Genomic DNA, 17,484 nt, shown 5'->3' with positions numbered 1-17,484 from the left:
CCTCCCCGGCCACGGCCACGTCCCGCTTGGTGCGGATGAGGTGGACGACGAGCCCGAGGATGACGGCCATGGGTATCCGTTTCGGTGCTCATGGTGCCGGACGGTGTCAGGGGGCACCTGAACGCTGCCTGACCGGCGCACGGCCTCGTTGACGCCGTCGGGGGCCGGGGGCCTCCCGGACACCCCGGCCGGCAGCCGCCGGCGGCGCCCCGCGGCACCGATCGCCGCGCCGGATAGCATCAGTACTGTTGGCGTGGCTCATACGTGCGAGGGCGGCTCTTTTTTGGGCCGGCCGGCTGCTTGACACCGACGGGACCCGGATCCGTCTGCGAGCCGGCCGTCCGCCCGATGAGCCCAGGCCACCCGAACCAGCAGAGGCACCACTCATGGATCCAGCTGCCGCGGCATCACCGCCCCGTACGGGCATCAGCCTGCGCCAGTTGCTGATGTCGCTCGGCGAACCCCTGGTGGAGCTGCAGGCCGCGCCCGCCGGGCTGGATGTCGAGATCAGCAGCGTGGCACTGCTCGACCCCGAGGACCCACCGCGGGCGCACCCCGGTGAGCTGATCCTCGCGATAGGGGCCCGGGGCCGCGCCGCGTTCCCCGCGCTGCGGGTCGCCGGGCGGGACGGCGCCGCCGCCGTCGCGGTGAAGCTGGACGTTCCCGGGCAGGCCGCGGCGCTCAGCGAGACCGCCGTCGAAGCGGGCGTGGCGCTGCTGTCCGTACGGGGCGAGGCCCGCTGGGAGCAGGTGGACGCGCTGGCCCGGGCGGCCCTCGACAGCGCGCCGCAGGTGCTCCCCGGCGAGGGGCCGGAGGAGGGCGACCTGTTCGCGCTCGCCCAGACCACGGCGATACTCACCGGCGGCATCGTCAGCATCGAGGACACCACCAACCGTGTGCTGGCCTACTCCCGCTCCACCGACTCCGACGAGGTCGACGATCTGCGGCGGCTGTCCATCCTCGGCTGGCAGGGCCCGGAGGCGTATCTGACCCGGCTGCGGAAGTGGGGGGTGTTCCAGCGGCTGCGCGCCTCCGACGAGGTGATCTGTATCGACAGCCACCCCGAGCTGGGGATCCGCCGCCGGCTCGCGGTGGCCATCCGGTCCGGCGAGCGGCAGCTGGGCACGATCTGGGTGCAGGAGGGCTCGACGCCGCTGACCGAGCAGTCGGACCAGGCGCTGCTGGGCGCCGCCCGGGTCGCCGCGCTGCATCTGGTGCGGCGCCGCCGGGAGCTCTCCGCCGATCTGACGCTGACCCGTACGCTCGCGGCCGGCCTCCTGGAGGGCAGCACCGGCCCCCAGCCGCTGGCCAGCCATCTGGCCCTGGACGCATCCCGCCCGGCCGCCGTCCTGGGCTTCTCGTGCGCGACCGACGAGTCCGCCGCACCGGAGCTGACCCGCTCCGAGGTCAGCAATCTGATCTCGGTGCACACCGCGGCCCGGCACCGCAGTGCCCTGGTCACCCAGGTCGACGCGCGGATCTATGTGCTGCTGCCGCAGCTGCCGCGCAGCATCGACACCGGCACCCTGCGCGGCTGGGCACAGGCGATCGCCGAGGCCGCCCGGCTCCATCTGGGCCTGTCGTTGTGCGGCTCCGTCGGCTGTATCGTCCCGGGGCTCGGCGAGGTCCCCGACTCGCGCCGGGAGGCGGACCGGATCCTCGACGCCATGGTGACCGTCGGCGTCACCACCACGGTCGCCGCACTGCCGGACATCCAGGCGGAGGTGCTCGTCAGCGAGGTGCTCGCGCTGCTCTCCGCGCACCCCGAGATGCGTGACCCCCGGCTGACCGCCCTGGTCACCCATGACAGCCGGAACCAGGGGCAGTTGGCGGAAACCGTCCTCACCTATCTGAACGCCTTCGGCGATGTCCGGGCCGCCGCCGCGGAGCTGCATGTGCACCCCAACACGCTGCGCTACCGGATCCGCCGGGCGGAGGAGCTGACCGGCCTCGACCTCAACCGGCCGGACCAGCGGCTGCTGGCGATGCTCCAGCTGCGGCTGCCGCCCGCCGGCTGAGCCGGAGGGCGGCGCGGGCGCCCCAAGCCCCACCGGCGCCGGCCGGCGCACCAGGCCCGGCGCCGCTCTGCCGCGCACCCGCCCACTGGTCCACGATTCTCCTAAAATGGGCGATATTGCTCCATTGAGCAGACGGGTTCGCCATGATGACCTCGGAGAATGCCCCGCCAGGTGGGCCGGATCGCGCAAGCGACCTCGCGCAGGCAGCCACCGCCGAACTCGACGGACAGGGGCGGGTCATCGCCTGGACCCGGGCGGCGGAGCGGCTGCTGGGCTACCGGGCCGAGGAGATCCTCCACCGGCCCGCGACGGAGCTGCTGGCGGTACCCGGCGATGCGGCGAAGGTGACCGCTGTGGCCCGGTGGTGCCGTGCCGCGGACGGCTGGGGCGGATCGGTGGCGGCACGCCACCGCGACGGCCGGAATCTCCAGCTGGCGGTCCAGGCCACCCCGGTCCTCGACGGTGCCGGCCACGAGCGGTGGTCGGTCCTCGCCCTGGAGGAGTGGCGGCTGCCGGGCGGCGGGGTGAACCAGCTGGTGCTCGAACCGTTTCTGGCGCATGCGCCGGTCGGGATGGCCGTGCTGGACACCGCGCTGCGCTACGTCTGGGTGAACGACGCCCTGGAGCGGCTGATCCCCCTCGACCGGCGGCTGGGGAGGAGGGTGGCGGAGGTGCTGCCACCGCTGGAGGCCGAGGCCTTCGACGAGCGGATGCGGCGGGTGCTGACGACCGGGAAACCGGTGATGGACTACGAATTCCGCAGCCCCACCTACGCGGACCCCACCCAGGAGCGCTCCTACTCGGCGTCCTTCTTCGGGCTGTCGGACTCCCGGGGCCGGCGCATCGGCATCTGGTACATGGTCATCGATGTCACCGAGCGCTGGCGGGCCCAGGAACGCCTGGCCCTGCTGAACGACGCCAGCGTCCGTATCGGCAGCACGCTGGACGTCACCCGGACCGCACAGGAACTGGCCGATGTCGCCGTCCCGGCGCTCGCCGACTTCGTCGCCGTCGATCTGCTGGATTCGGTCCTCAAAGGCGGGGAACCGGTTCCCGGGCCGGTCGACAGCACCCCCGTCATGCGCCGCTCGGGTCAGCAGTCGGTCCACGAAGGCTGCCCGGAGGCCACCCTGGCCGTGGGGGAAGCCGTCCGGCGCTCCCCCACGTCACCCATCGCCCGCTGCCTGCTCACCGGCGAGTCGCTGGTGGAGCCGGTGCTGGACGTCGCCACCAGCGCCTGGGTCACCGAGGACGCGGCGCGGGCCGGGGTGATCCAGGAGTTCGGCTTCCGCTCGGTGATGGTGGCGCCGGTGCAGGCCCGTGGCATCACCCTGGGCGCGGCGACGTTCTTCCGCTCCCGCCGTCTGGGGCCCTTCGTCGCGGACGACGTACGGCTGGCCGAGGAGCTGGTCGCCCGGGCTGCCGTGTGTGTCGACAATGCGCGCCGCTTCACCCGGGAACGCACCGCGGCGCGGGTGATGCAGCAGAACCTGCTGCCGCACGAACTGACCGGCGGCTCCGCCCTGGAGGTCGCGTCGTGGTACTTCCCGGCGGACGCCCCGAGCGGGGTGGGCGGCGACTGGTTCGATGTGATTCCGCTGTCCGGGGCGCGGGTCGCCCTGGTCGTGGGGGACGTGGTCGGACACGGCCTCAACGCCGCGGCCACCATGGGGCGGCTGCGCACCGCCGTACGCACCCTGGCCAACCTGGACCTGCCGCCCGACGAACTCCTGGCCCGGCTGGACGACCTGGTCACCGGCCTGGTGAAGACGCACGGCAGCGAGCCGGCGGCGGACGCCGGGAGTCCGAGCGTGGCCTCGACCTTCATGGGGGCCACCTGTCTGTACGCCGTGTACGACCCGGTCAGCCGGCAGTGCAGCATGGCGCGCGCGGGCCATCTGCCCCCGCTGATCGTCCGTCCTGACGGCACCGTCGACTCCCCCGACCTTCCGGCCGGACCACCGCTCGGACTCGGGACGCTGCCCTTTGAGGCCTTCGAGCTGGAACTGGCCGAGGGCAGCCTGATCGCGCTCTACACCAACGGGCTGATCACGACCTGCGACCGGGACATCGGCGTCGGGCTGTCCCGGCTGAGCACCGCCCTCGCGGTCCCCGGACCGGCGTTGCAGGACATCGGCGGGAACGTGGTCGACGCCCTGATGACCGGCCCGCCGTCGGACGACGCCGCACTGCTGCTGGCCCGGACCCACGCCCTGGGCACGCACCAGGTCGCCTCCTGGGAGCTGCCCGCCGACCCGGCGGTGGTCGCCCGCGCCCGTACCCTCGCCGACCGGCAGCTGTCGGAGTGGGGAATGGACGAGCTGCTGTTCACCACGGAGCTGATCGTCAGCGAACTGGTCACCAACGCCATCCGCCATGCCGCCGGACCGATCACCCTGCGGCTGATCCGGCAGGACGCCCTGATCTGCGAGGTCTTCGACACCAGCAGCACCTCGCCGCGGCTGCGGCACGCCCGGACCACCGACGAGGGCGGACGCGGGCTGTTCATCGTCGCGCAGCTCGCCCGGCAATGGGGCACCCGCTACACCCCCACCGGCAAGATCATCTGGACCGAGCAGAGCATGCCGGCCGGCCCCGATACCTCCGATGAACCGTTCTGAGCCCCGCTCGCCCGGCCGGTCTTCCGGAGGCTGCCCCGCTCAGCGGGCTCCGGGAGCGGCGCGGGCCGTGTCCAGCCCGTCCCCGGCCGCCGCCGCGGGCACATGCCCGCAGTCGTCCCCGGCCGGCACGGGCCAGCCGACCAGACCGTGTGCGGGCAGGTCGACATAGTCGCAGTCGGCATCGGCGACGACCTGCCGCGGCGGCCCGCCGGCCGGCCGGGACGTCAGATGGGCGGTCACATAGGCGGCGCTGGTCCGGACGATGTCGCGGGTCAGCCCCAGGGGAAGCAGCGAGCGGGTCTCGGCGATCGCCTCGTCCTCGCCGGCCCGCAGCACCACCCGCACCTCGGGCGCCACCGCATGGGCGGCGACCGCGACGGCGATGTTGTCGAGCTCATGGGAGCCGACGGCGGCGAGGGCGCACGCCCTCCCCAGCCCGAGCCGCGCCAGCACCTCGCGGTCCTCACCATGGGCCAGCACCACGGGTATCCCCATCGACCGCGCGAGGCGGAGGTTCGGGGCGGCGGGCTCCCGCTCCACGCCGATCACCGGTACCCCCAACTGACGCAGCGTCTGGCACAGCCGCAGCCCCACCTGTCCCAGCCCCACCACGATGACGTGACCGGAACGGGGCAGCACCCGCGGCCCCAGGACCCCGACCAGCCGCGGGCCGAAGAGCCGGTCGACGATGCCCGCGGTCAGCAGCGCGGTGAAGCCCACCGTCACCAGCATCGCCACCCCGGACACCACCTCGTACCCGGGGTGGCCGTCGTGCGGTGCGGCCGGCCCCACCCCGGCGACGACCCGGGCGGCTTCCAGGAAGGCGGTGCTGGCCGGCCGGTGGAACACGCTCACCAGCCACGCCCAGTCCAGCGCCAGGACGGCCACGATGCCCAGCAGCCCGATGAGCAGCAGCCGGGCGTCCGCGTCATGGGGCTGCAGCTGTCCGCGCAGCCGTCCGAGCAGCGCCCGCCGCCGGGCCGCCGCGCCGGCCCGCCACGGCGTCTCCACCAGCCGTCCCCGCTGCCGGCGGACCGCCACCGCCCCGTGCCCGTCGTCCCGTACGGCCAGCGCCTCGGGGTCCACGCACAGACCGGCCAGCGTCGGCGCCAGGAGGTCGGCGGGCGAGACCGGGACGCAGTCGTGCAGGAGCAGCCGCAGCTGCTGCGCCACGGTGCGGTCGAAGACCGTGACGACGATCCGGACGCGGTCGCAGACATGGCGTACCGCGAGGGCGTAGCGCAGCGCGGACAGGTCGTCGCCCACCAGGACGGCGACGCCGTCGGGCCGTGCGGCGAGCGCACGGCGCAGGTCCCGGTCGTCGGGTGCGGCGAGGTGGTCGACCCGGTGGCCGCTGCCGTCCAGCGAGGCGCAGACCCGGCGGGCCAGCGTGGTCGCCCCGATCACCACGAACCGCTCGCCCGGAGGCGTCGTCGCAGGCGTCTTCGGAGATGCCGCACTGCCTTCATCCGGCGTTCCGTCAGCGGACCCGCCGCCGTCGCCCACCACCGGTGGGGTGGGGGAAGAACCGGTGGTCACAGCGGTAGGAGTCTGTCGGGCGGGGGGAAGGGCGGCCATGGAGTCCCCTTGCGCGTCGGCCGGCGGTATGACCGAACTCACGCTAGAGCGCGCGAGGTGCGGGGCATCTGTGCTGCTGACCAAGGGTTCGCGCGCGGCATTGTCCGAGCGCACCAGCCGCCGCTCAAAACCCACCGAAGCAGGCCCCGTTGGCGGCTTCGATACCGGGCGGAGTGTCGCTTCCCGCTAGCGTGAGCTGCTTTCTCCGCTCCGGCACATTGGCCGGACGGACAGCCATTGAGAACGAATTTGTCCGTTCTCACAAATATTTCGCGACGCACCGCCACATACGCTTGCGCAAATCCAATCCGGACGTGATGCGGCTCACCTCTCATGAGGAGGACGGGCGAATAGCGTGGCGGCGCAAAACAAGCGCTCCCCATCCACGCAGGCATCCGTGGGCCGCGGCCGATGTGCGTCGCGCCTTGGAACTTCGACAGGGCCATGATCGCCACCTGCCAGCACCCGGCCCTGTCGTGCGTCCGGATATTGAGGCGATCAGCTGTCACCACATGCAGGACCCTCCAACCCTCATTGGATGTTCAGATGTCAACTTCTCCCTCCAGCTCTGTGGCTGCCCCGCCCGCCCCGCCGGGGAACGGGCAGGCTCCAGAGCAGTCCGGTCTGCAGTCGGGCCTCAAGAACCGCCATCTGTCCATGATCGCCGTGGGTGGAGTCATCGGCGCCGGCCTGTTCGTCGGCTCCGCCTCCGGCATCGCCGCCGCCGGCCCCGGCATCCTGCTGTCGTACGCCCTGGTCGGCGCGCTCGTCGTCTTCGTGATGCGGATGCTGGGCGAGATGGCGGCCGCCAACCCGACCTCCGGCTCCTTCTCGGCGTACGCGGACCGGGCGCTCGGCCGCTGGGCCGGCTTCTCCATCGGCTGGCTGTACTGGTTCTTCTGGGTCGTCGTGCTCGCGGTCGAGGCGACCGCCGGCGCCGCGATCCTGACCAGCTGGGTCCCGGCCGTCCCGCAGTGGGCCTGGGCACTGATCGTGATGATCGTCCTGACCGCCACCAACCTCGCCTCGGTCTCCTCGTTCGGTGAGTTCGAGTTCTGGTTCGCGGGCATCAAGGTCGTCGCCATCGCGGCCTTCATCGCCCTCGGCGGCCTGGCGATATTCGGCGTGCTGCCCGGCACCCACCACGCGGCCACCGGCTTCGGGAACCTCACCTCCCACGGCGGCTTCCTTCCGCACGGGCCCAGCGCGATCCTCACCGGTGTGCTGATGGTCGTCTTCTCCTTCATGGGCAGCGAGATCGTCACCCTCGCCGCCGGTGAGTCCGAGGACCCGGAGCGTGCGGTCACCAAGGCCACCAAGAGCGTCATCTGGCGAGTCGGCATCTTCTACCTGGGCTCGATCCTCGTGGTCGTCTCCCTGCTGCCGTGGAACTCTCCCGCGATCGCCAAGAAGGGCTCCTACGTCGCGGCCCTGGACTCGATCGGCATCCCGCACGCCGGCCAGATCATGAACGTCATCGTGCTGACCGCCGTGCTGTCCTGCCTCAACTCCGGCCTCTACACCGCCTCCCGGATGGCCTTCTCCCTCGGCCAGCGCGGCGACGCCCCGAAGGCCTTCGCCCGGACGAACTCCCGTGGCGTCCCGCAGGCCGCGATCCTGGCCTCGGTCCTCTTCGGCTTCATCGCGGTGGGCTTCAACTACCTGTGGCCGACCACGGTCTTCCAGTTCCTGCTGAACTCCTCGGGCGCGGTCGCGCTCTTCGTCTGGCTGGTCATCTGCTTCTCGCAGCTGCGGATGCGCGGCATCATCCAGCGCGAGAGCCCCGAGAAGCTGATCGTCCGGATGTGGCTGTTCCCGTACCTGACCTGGGCGACGATCGCGATGATCTCGTTCGTGCTGGTCTACATGCTCACCGACGACAGTGAGGGCGGCGGCCGGATCCAGGTGCTGCTGTCGCTGCTGATCGCCGTGCTGGTGGTCGGGATCTCGCTGGTCCGCGACCGGCTCGGCCGCGGCTCCGCCGAGAAGGCAGCCGTCACCACCCGCTGACCGGAAACCGTGCCGTACGGGCAGAGGTGCCCTTCCCCGCACCTCTGCCCGTACGGCACGTCTGCACGTCCACACCGCTGCCCGTACGGCACCTCCGCACCCCCGCGCCTCCGCACCGCACCGGACCGACTACGCTCGGCCGCACCTCCGCCCCGACGCACCAGGGAAGACCGCCGCAGACATGCCCGTGTTCAGACGCCGCAAAGGCAGCGTTCCCCGCCTGGTCCCCGAGCTCGACGACGCCCCTCTGGGCCAAGTACGGCGACGCGTCGAGACCTGCTGGTCCCGCGGTTCGCTGGACACCGCGGTCATGGCCCTGATGGCCAACGTGATCGACGACGCCGGCGAGGACTGGGACCGCAAGGCCCACCGGCTGGCGGTGCTCGCGGGGTCCGCGGGACGGTCGCTGCCCGGCATCTGGCGCCAGCACCGCCCGGAGCACCACGGCGCACTGCTGCTCCACGCCTGGTCGGATCTGCTGCACGCCCGGCAGCAGGACGCCGCCGTCGATCTGGACGCCACCCGGGAGACCTGCCGGCTCGCGGCCGAACTGGTCCCCGCCGACCCCACCCCGTGGACCCTGCAGCTGGCCCTCCTCCGCCTGGAGCGGCGCCCGTCCTCGGAGCTGTCGGCGATCTGGCGCGAGATCAAGGCCCGCGATCCGTGGAACCGTGAGGCACATCTGCAGGCCCTGGGCTATCTGTCGCCGGACGAGTGCGGCTCCAGCGCCCTGGTGCTGGATCTGCTCGACGGCGTCCGCTCCGCCATGCCGTCCGATGCCCCGGCCGCCGGACTGGAGCTCACCGCCTACGTCCGCAGTCACCAGCGGGCGGTCGCCGAAGGCGGGCTGGCAGCCGTGGGCGCCGGCGAGATCTGGCGCCGCCCCGACGCCGCCAGGGCACTCGACCATGCCGCGCACTACTGGACGAGCCCGGGATTCCTCAGCCATGCGGCCGCCCTGGCGGACCTCAACCTGCTGGCCTATGCGCTGCTCAAGTCCTCCCGGACCGACGAGGCCGGTGCCGTGCTGCGCGCCACCGGAGGCGTGGTGGTTCCCTGGCCGTGGAGCCTGGAGGGAGACCCCGTGGAGCGGTACGCGCATTACCACGGGCGGTATGCGAGCGATGATCCCGACGCAGGTTCCGCGGGGCGCGGGGGCCGGCGGCGCTGACGGCGCGACCGGCGAGCGCAAGAGGCGGCCGGCAACTCGGCCCCGCTGAAAGGCGCGTGCCGGGGCGCGGAGCATATGTGCGAGCGCCTACCCGGAACGGGTGGTTTTGTCGGCTCTTGCGGCGTATCGGGAGTGTCCGGCTCTCTTCCAGGGGATCCCCTCACGGAAGAGGGTTGGGAGATCCGCATGCGCGACAGCGTCAGCACCGGCCGCCCGGCGGCACGTGACGGCCTGCGCATGCTGCTGTTCCTCGCGTTGCTGGCCCTGCTGTTCGCCACGCTGACGCCCTGCTGTGTGCACGCCCCGGCCCTCGACCCCACCGGCTGCCCGCTCCGGTCCGGCGCCCCCGCCGCAGCCGCCCCGGCCGAAGGTCCGTGCCTGCCCGCGGGGCCGGTGCTGGCGTCGAACGACGGGGCCGCCAAGCATCCGGGCAGCGGCGTCCGGCGCCTGTGCGAGGCGACGCTCTGTCATCTGCGCCCGCACCTCCCCACCGGCGCCGGCGGCAAGACGCTCGGGGACTCTCCCGTGACGGAGATCAGCCCGGCCCCTGGAGATGCCTCCTCCGCGGTGGTCATGACGGCCGCCGCCCCTGCCGCGCCGAAGCGAGCGGCCGTCCTGCGCTGCTGAGCCGGCCCGGTCGCACTCAACTCCCCCTGTTCCCACGGGACTTGGGGCGAGTGCGGCCTGCCGTCGTCAGCGCTTTGGACTTCCACCGCAGGAGATGTGGCATGCCCCTCGACGTCTTTGCCGCGCTCGGCGCGCTCGTCCGTGCCGAGGCCAGGCGCACCGCACCGGATCCCAGGACCGCACCCGCCGACGAGACCCTGCCCCGGCCCCCGGCCAGCCCGGCTCCCCCGCCGCACGGCCCGCAGGCCACCGCCCCCGCCACCGCTCCCCCGACCCGGAGGTGCCTGCTGTCCCGGATGCTGCAGAGGCTGGCGGCGCTCTTCCGGTAGGGGCCGGACAGCCCCCTGGCGCAGTCGGTCCAGGCTGGGGGGCGGCCATCTCGGCCGGCGCACCGTTTGTCCGTCCCCGCGGTGGGCGCGATCCTGGGGTCATGGCCACCGTCGCAGGCCCGGACACGGTGTCCGGCTGGGCCGTTCATCGCCCTGGCCCGGTCGACTCCGGGCCACTGGCCTTCGTCCGCCGCCCCACCCCCGAGCCGGGCCCCGGCGACCTGCTGCTCAGGGTGGAGGCCTGCGGTGTCTGCCGTACGGATCTGCATCTGGCGGAGGGCGATCTGCCGCCGCACCGAACGGCTACCGTGCCGGGCCACGAGATCGTCGGCCGGGTGGCCGCCATCGGTGAGGCGGTGACGCAGTTCCGGGTCGGCGACCGGGCCGGCGGGGCATGGCTGCGCGGCACCTGCGGGGTCTGCCGGTATTGCCGTGCGGGACGCGAGAACCTCTGCCCGGACTCCCGGTACACCGGCTGGGATGCCGATGGCGGCTTCGCCGAGGCCGCGCTCGTGCCCGCGGACTACGCCTACCCGCTGCCAGACGCCCAGGACGCCGCCCTGCTGGCGCCGCTGCTGTGCGCCGGGATCATCGGCTACCGCGCGCTGCGCCGCAGCGCACTGCCCCACGGCGGCCGGCTCGGCCTCTACGGCTTCGGCGGCTCGGCACATCTGGCCGCGCAGGTCGCCCTCGCCGAGGGCGCCACCGTCCATGTGCTGACCCGGTCCCCGCAGGCCCGTGAACTCGCCCTCGAACTGGGCGCGTCCTCGGCGGGCGACGCCTACGACAGCCCGCCCGAACCGCTGGACTCGGCGATCCTCTTCGCACCGGTGGGCGATCTCGTGCCGGTGGCGCTGGCAGCGCTGGACCGGGCGGGAACCCTCGCCGTGGCCGGGATTCATCTCACCGACATTCCCCCGCTCACGTATCAGCGCCATCTCTTCTACGAGCGCAACCTGTGCAGCGTGACCGCCAACACCCGCCAGGACGGCCGGGAGTTCCTGGCGGCCGCGGCGCGGATCGGCATCCGGGTCACCGTCAGCCCCTATCCGCTGAGCCGCGCCCCGCAGGCGCTCGCGGACCTGGCCGCCGACCGGGTACAGGGGGCCGCCGTGCTGACGCCGGACTGATCCGGGGCCCGGCGGCCGCCGCGCTGGTCCGTCCGCGCCACCCCGGCCCGCCGCGGACGCATCGAGCCCCTCCCCGGTCACCCGCCGTGTTCCGCCTGTCGACTAGCTCCCGCCTCCCTGCGTGCCGCACCATGGAGACAAGGCGGTAATTTCCGACTTATCCGATGAGGCGGTGGCGGGGCGGACGCCCTGGCCCCCGAGGGCGGATACGGCGACCGTGGCTTACGACGACGGCTTCCGGCGTACGGAGGCGGTACAGGCAGTGACCGCACGAGTCCTTGGGTCTACCGGGGCCGAGCTGACCGCCGTCTACGTGCCGGCCGAAGCGGACGGCGAACTTCAGCTGGCCGAGATGGTCGGCGGCTCCGGTGTCCCGTACGGACTGCCGACGCGCTACACGCTGTCCGGCACTTCCCCGGTCGCCACGGTGTTCCGCACCGGCGTCCCGCTGTGGCTGGGCCCGGCCGAACTCGCGGAGTACGGCACCGCCGGTCCCCCCGAGACCACCGGCGCGGACGCCTGGAACGACTCCGGCACACCCCCGGCCGATGTCTCGCTGGCCGTGCTGCCGCTGGGCGGGGAGACCAAGCGGCTGGGGTGCCTGGTGGTCGTGGAGCAGGCCGCGGGGGCCTTCGACGACGACCGCCGGCATCTTCTGGAGCTGCACGCCGACCAGGTGGCGGCGGGGCTGGAGGCCGTGGGCGCCCGGGTCATGGCCCGGACCGAGCGGCGGTCGCTGCTGGGACCGGGGCTGGACACCCTCCGTGGCGGCGCCTTCACCCTGATGCTGCGCACCGGACGGATGGAGGCGGACCGCCAGGTGCTGGAGCTGTTCGGCATCCCTCCCGAGCAGTTCGACCGGCGGGTGGAGACCCTGCTGGCGCACACCGCACCGGACGATGTGCCCGCCCTGATGTCGATCGTGGAGCCGGGCCGGCAGCCCGTCCCCGGCCAGCAGCTGTCGATCCGTATCCGCCGGACCAATGGCGAACTGCGCTGGCTGACGCTGCGCAGCCGGGTGCTGGTGGACGCCGACGGCGCCCCGGAACGGATGCTCGGGGTGGTCGCCGACGCCTCGTATCTGCGCCCCACCGCCGACGAGGTCTCCATCGTGCAGCGGCTGTCCGCCGCACTGGGCGGCGCCACGACCGTCCGGGACGTCAGCCGGGTGGTGGTCGCCGCGCTGCGGCTGCCGCTGGCGGCGAGCCGGATCGCGGTAGCCGAGCTGGAGGCGGACCGGCTGGTGGTGTGCGTCCTCGATCCACCGGAACCCGCGGACTGGCCCGCCTTCTGGCAGTCGGAGTGGCGGTCGGAGTGGCCCGATACGTCGTGCCAGTCGATGCCCACGCTGGAAAGCGTGCTGCGGGCCGGCCATGTGGCCCTGTGGCCGCGGGGGGCCGCCCTCGAACCCGGCCTGGCGGACATCGGGCCCGGCGGTCTCGCCGTCCTGCCGCTGCCGGCCGACGGCCGGATCGTCGGGGTGTGCCTGCTGGGGTGGGACAAGGAGCATGCGTTCGGGCCGGAGGAACGGTCCCTGCTGACCGCGACCGCCGGTCTGGTGGGGCAGGCCCTGGTCCGCGCCCATGCCCTGGACGCGGGGCACGAGCTCGCCACGATGCTGCAGCGCAGTCTGCTGCCCCGCAAGCTGCCGTCGCTGCCCGGAGGGGTGGCCGTCGCCCGCTATCTGCCCGCCACGATGGGGCTCGAAGTGGGCGGTGACTGGTACGACGTCATCCCGCTCTCCGACGGCCATGTCGCGCTCGTCATCGGCGATGTGGAGGGCCACAGCGCCGGCGCGGCCACGATCATGGGCCAGATGCGCACCGCCATCAGGGCCTACGCGGTGGAGGGCCATCCGCCGGATGTGGTGGTCTCGCACGCCAACCGGCTGCTCCTGGGCATGGAGACCGATCTGTTCGCCACCTGCTGCTATGTGGACCTGGACATGGAGGAGGGCATCGCCTGGTTCGTCCGGGCCGGACATCTGCCGCCGCTGTTGCGGCTGCCCGACGGCAGCACCGAGGTACTGCCGGTCGAGGGCGGGCCGCCGCTGGGCGTGGCCGCGGACGGGGAGTTCCCGCTGACCGAGGTCGGGCTGGCCCCGGGCACCGTGCTCGTGCTGCTCACGGACGGCCTGGCCGAGTCGGCCACCGTCCCCCTCGACGACGGCATCGGCCGGGTGTGTGAGGCGCTCACCGCCGCCGATCCGGCCGATGCCGGGCGGCTGGCCGATGACCTGCTCGGCAGCGCCAAGCGGCGCGACGACGACGTGGCGCTGCTGGTGCTGCGCTACGACGGGATGCGGGTCCGCCCCACCCGCGTGCGCTGGGCGGTGTGGCGCCTGCCCGACGCGGTGATGCACGCCCGCCGCTTCACCGCCCGCACGCTGCGCTCCTGGGGCGTGACGGACGAGCTGGACGTGGCTTTGTTGGTGGTGTCCGAGCTGGTCACCAACGCCATCGCACACACCCAGGGCGAGGTCCGGCTGGATCTGACGCTGACCGCGGACCGGCTGCGGGTCGCGGTGAACGACGCCTCGCCGCGCGCCCCGGCCAAGCCGGCGAGCGTGGACTGGGAGGCGACCGGCGGCCGCGGGCTGCTGCTCGTCGAGGCGATGTCGGCGTCCTGGGGTTCGGTGCCGTTGAGCGGCGGCAAGCAGGTGTGGAGCGAGATCACCCTCCAGCCGGGAGAGCGGCTGGTTGCGGCGGACGCTGCGGACGCTCCGGACGTCCACTGGAACGGCGAGGAGGTGCGCTGAGGTGCGTGCACGGCTGCGCGGAGCCGGCGTGATCCTGGCCGGGCTGTGCCTGATCGCGGGCCCGGTCGCGTGCGGGGAGGCCGGCGGCGTGCACGAGCCCGGCGGACCGTCCGGCGGGCCGGTGCGGATCGGTGTGCTGCTCCCGGACAACACCTCGCGCTTCTACAAGTTCGACCGGCCCCTGATCGAGAAGGAGATCCACCGGCTGTGCCGCGAATGCACGGTGGAGACGGTCAGCGCCCAGCACGATGTGGCCACCCAGCAGCAGCAGATGGACGCAATGATCACCAAGCGGGTCGAGGTGCTGGTGCTCGACGCCGTCGACTCCAAGTCGCTGCGCTCCTCGGTCGACGACGCGCACAAGGCGGGCATCCCCGTCGTCGCCTACGACCGCCTCGTGGAGGGGCCGGTCTCGGCGTACGTCTCCTTCGACGGTGCGAAGGTCGGCAAGTTGCAGGGCGAGGCGCTGCTCAAGGCGCTCGGCAGCAAGGCGCACAACGGCCAGATCGTCATGATGAACGGCGCTTCGACGGACCCCAACTCCGCCTGGTTCAAGCGGGGTGCGCTGGCCGCGCTGCAGGGCAAGGTGAAGATCGGCAAGGCGTACGACACCGCCGGCTGGCGGCCGGAGAACGCCAACCTCAACATGTCCGCCGCGATCTCGGCGCTCGGCGCCGACACCATCGTCGGCGTCTACTCCGCCAATGACGGACTCGCCGCCGGCATCATCTCCGCCCTGCGGGCCGCCAAGATCGATCCGCTGCCGCCGGTCACCGGCCAGGACGCCGAACTCGCCGCGATTCAGCGCATCGTCAAGGGCGATCAGCTGATGACCGTCTACAAGCCCTTCACGCCCGAGGCCGACACCGCCGCCGCCATGGCCGTCGCGCTGGGACGCGGCAAGAGCCTCGGCACCCTCACCACCCACAAGGTCAACAGCCCCACCACCCAGGGCATTCCGGCCGTGCTGCTCACCCCGATCCCGGTGACCGTGCACCACATCAAGGACACCGTGGTCAGGGACGGGATGTACACCATCGAGCAGATCTGCACCCCCAAGTTCGCGGCCGCCTGTCTGAAGGCGGGGCTCACCAAGTAAGGCAGGTAGCCATGGAGTCCGGCGCATCCGTCCGGCGACCGCCGTCGCCGCCGCTGCTGGCGCTGCGCGGCGTCTTCAAACGGTTCGGCGCCGTCCAGGCACTGGCCGATGTCGATCTGGAGGTCCGTGCCGGCCAGGTCGTCGCGCTGGTGGGCGACAACGGCGCGGGCAAATCCACGCTGATCAAGGTGATCGCGGGCGTGGACCCCGCCGACGAGGGAGTGGTCGAGTGGGACGGCCGGCCCGTTCAGATCACCCGGCCCCACGAGGCCCAGGCCCTGGGGATCGCCACCGTCTACCAGGACCTCGCGCTGTGCGACAACCTCGACGTGGTCGGCAATCTCTTCCTCGGCCGCGAGATCCACCGGGTCGGTGTGCTCGACGAGGTGGAGATGGAGCGTCTGACCCTGGACCTGCTCGACACCCTCGCCATCCGGATGCCCGATGTGCGCCTCCCGGTGGCCTCGCTCTCCGGAGGCCAGCGGCAGACCGTCGCGATCTCCCGCTCGCTGCTCGGCGAACCGCGGCTGGTGCTGCTCGACGAGCCCACCGCGGCCCTGGGCATCGAGCAGACCGCCCAGGTCCTCGACCTCGTGGAGCAGCTGCGCGAACGCGGTCTCGGCGTGCTCCTCATCAGCCACAACATGGGGGACGTCAAGGCCGTCGCGGACTGGATCGCGGTGCTGCGGCTGGGCCGTAACAACGGGTTCTTCGATGTGACGACCACGTCCCACGAGCAGATCATCTCCTCGATCACCGGAGCCACCGACAACGCCGTGACGCGCCGCGCCTCCCAAGGGTGGGGGGCGTAGCCGTGAGCCGGACATGGACGCTGCGGAAGCAGAAGCAGGCCGGTGCACAGGGCGGCGGGGCCGGGGCCGTCACCGCGGCTGACCGGCGGCAGCTCGCCGCCGGGGCCGGGCCCGGCGGCCAGAACCCCCTGGAGATCCTCAAGCGCCGGTTCCACAGCGGTGAGCTCGGCTCGGTACCGGTCGCCCTCGGCCTGGTCGTGGTGTGGATCATCTTCGAGAGCCTCAACGAGAACTTCCTCTCGCCGCGCAATCTGTCCAATCTGAGCGTGGACATCGTCGGCCCCGGCATGATCTCGGTCGGCGTCGTCTTCGTGCTGCTGCTCGGCGAGATCGACCTCTCGGTCGGCTCAGTGAGCGGCCTGGCGGCGGCCGTTTTCGCGGTGCTGAGCGTCAATCAGGGCATGCCGGAGGCACCGGCGCTGCTCCTCGCGGTGCTCGGCGGCACCCTGATCGGGGCCATCCAGGGCTTCTTCCTCGCCAAGGTGGGGGTGCCGGCGTTCGTGGTCACCCTTGCGGGCCTGCTGGGCTGGAACGGCCTGATGCTCTACATCCTGGGCGCCAGCGGCACGATCAATATCGACGAAAACGGTCTGGTCGCGAAGCTGACCAGCCACTACTTCACCAATGTGGCCGCCGCGTACGGCCTGGCGGCGCTCGGCACCGCCGCCTTCTTCCTCACCTCCTACCACGGTCTGCGGCGGCGCCGGGCGGCCGGCGTGCCCTGCCGGCCGCTGAGCGAGATCGTCCTGCGCACGGGCGTGCTGGCGGTGATCTCCCTGGCGGCGGCCTGGGTGCTCAACCAGTTCCTGGGGCTCCCGCTGGCCCTGCTGATCTTCCTCGTCATGCTCGTGGGGCTCGACTACGTCCTGCGCCGCACGCCCTACGGCCGCATGATCTTCGCGCTCGGGGGCAGCGTCGAGGCGTCCCGGCGCACCGGCCTCAATGTGAGCCTGGTGCGGATCTCGGTCTTCATGATCTCCGGGACGATGGCCGCGATCGGCGGCCTGTTCCTGGCCTCGCGCGTCACCTCGGCGAGCCAGACGTCCGGCGGGGGCAATCTGCTGATGGACGCCATCGCCGCCGCGGTCATCGGCGGCACCAGCCTCTTCGGCGGCCGGGGCCGGACCTGGTCGGCGCTGCTCGGCGTCCTGGTCATCCAGTCGATCGCCTCCGGGGTGGCCCTGATGGGCATCCAGACCGCCGTGCAGTTCATGATCACGGGCGGGGTGCTGCTCGTCGCCGTGGTCATCGACTCGCTCTCCCGGCGGGCACAACGGGCACACGGGCGGGTGTGACCCGCCGGGGCGGCGGGAGTTTGCGCCCCGGCCGGT

Annotated in this window: 12 protein-coding genes; 11 read left to right on the top strand and 1 reads right to left on the bottom strand. The window is 72.5% G+C overall.

Annotated elements, in window-relative coordinates; genetic code table 11:
• Positions 1 to 386: 386 nt before the first annotated feature.
• A complete protein-coding gene (locus tag CPH93_RS32340; RefSeq protein WP_231977033.1) occupies positions 387 to 2,018 on the top strand; it encodes a PucR family transcriptional regulator in 1,632 nt (543 codons plus the stop codon).
• A 143-nt stretch (positions 2,019 to 2,161) separates the two neighbouring features.
• Positions 2,162 to 4,639 carry a SpoIIE family protein phosphatase gene (locus CPH93_RS32335; RefSeq protein WP_096214866.1) on the top strand — a complete coding sequence of 826 codons (2,478 nt, stop codon included), beginning with the start codon at positions 2,162 to 2,164 and terminating at the stop codon, positions 4,637 to 4,639.
• Positions 4,640 to 4,678: 39 nt separating this feature from the next.
• Here CPH93_RS32335 and CPH93_RS32330 read toward each other — a convergent pair whose 3' ends face one another.
• Positions 4,679 to 6,049, bottom strand: a complete 1,371-nt coding sequence (locus CPH93_RS32330) for an NAD-binding protein (protein ID WP_093481743.1) — start codon at positions 6,047 to 6,049, stop codon at positions 4,679 to 4,681.
• A 714-nt stretch (positions 6,050 to 6,763) separates the two neighbouring features.
• On the opposite strand from CPH93_RS32330, the gene CPH93_RS32325 reads away from it, so the two are divergent.
• The 9 genes from CPH93_RS32325 (at position 6,764) to CPH93_RS32285 (ending at position 17,448) form a co-directional block, all read left to right on the top strand.
• Positions 6,764 to 8,227 (top strand): amino acid permease, encoded by a 1,464-nt coding sequence (locus tag CPH93_RS32325; RefSeq protein WP_173909924.1) that lies wholly within the window; start codon positions 6,764 to 6,766, stop codon positions 8,225 to 8,227.
• 181 nt (positions 8,228 to 8,408) lie between these two features.
• Positions 8,409 to 9,398: a hypothetical protein gene (locus CPH93_RS32320; protein ID WP_096214865.1), complete on the top strand. Its 990-nt coding sequence runs from the start codon at positions 8,409 to 8,411 to the stop codon at positions 9,396 to 9,398.
• 186 nt (positions 9,399 to 9,584) lie between these two features.
• Positions 9,585 to 10,025 (top strand): hypothetical protein, encoded by a 441-nt coding sequence (locus tag CPH93_RS32315; RefSeq protein ID WP_096214864.1) that lies wholly within the window; start codon positions 9,585 to 9,587, stop codon positions 10,023 to 10,025.
• 101 nt (positions 10,026 to 10,126) lie between these two features.
• Positions 10,127 to 10,354 (top strand): hypothetical protein, encoded by a 228-nt coding sequence (locus CPH93_RS32310; RefSeq protein WP_096214863.1) that lies wholly within the window; start codon positions 10,127 to 10,129, stop codon positions 10,352 to 10,354.
• A gap of 101 nt (positions 10,355 to 10,455) precedes the next feature.
• Positions 10,456 to 11,484, top strand: coding sequence for a zinc-dependent alcohol dehydrogenase family protein (locus CPH93_RS32305; RefSeq protein ID WP_096214862.1), 1,029 nt, complete (start codon positions 10,456 to 10,458; stop codon positions 11,482 to 11,484).
• Between the two features lie 217 nt (positions 11,485 to 11,701).
• Positions 11,702 to 14,242, top strand: a complete 2,541-nt coding sequence (locus CPH93_RS32300; RefSeq protein WP_096214861.1) for a SpoIIE family protein phosphatase — start codon at positions 11,702 to 11,704, stop codon at positions 14,240 to 14,242.
• Position 14,243: 1 nt separating this feature from the next.
• Entirely contained in the window at positions 14,244 to 15,341 is a 1,098-nt protein-coding gene (locus CPH93_RS32295; protein ID WP_096214860.1) for a sugar ABC transporter substrate-binding protein, read from the top strand.
• Positions 15,342 to 15,352: 11 nt separating this feature from the next.
• Positions 15,353 to 16,153 (top strand): ATP-binding cassette domain-containing protein, encoded by an 801-nt coding sequence (locus CPH93_RS32290; RefSeq protein WP_093481751.1) that lies wholly within the window; start codon positions 15,353 to 15,355, stop codon positions 16,151 to 16,153.
• 2 nt (positions 16,154 to 16,155) lie between these two features.
• Positions 16,156 to 17,448 carry a sugar ABC transporter permease gene (locus tag CPH93_RS32285; RefSeq protein WP_096214859.1) on the top strand — a complete coding sequence of 431 codons (1,293 nt, stop codon included), beginning with the start codon at positions 16,156 to 16,158 and terminating at the stop codon, positions 17,446 to 17,448.
• Positions 17,449 to 17,484 lie beyond the last annotated feature (36 nt).

It is taken from the genome of Streptomyces sp. 2323.1 (assembly GCF_900221035.1).
In the GTDB taxonomy this organism is placed as follows: domain Bacteria; phylum Actinomycetota; class Actinomycetes; order Streptomycetales; family Streptomycetaceae; genus Streptomyces; species Streptomyces sioyaensis.
Note: the sequence above shows the minus strand (reverse complement) of the source record. Positions and strands in the feature narration are given on the sequence as shown.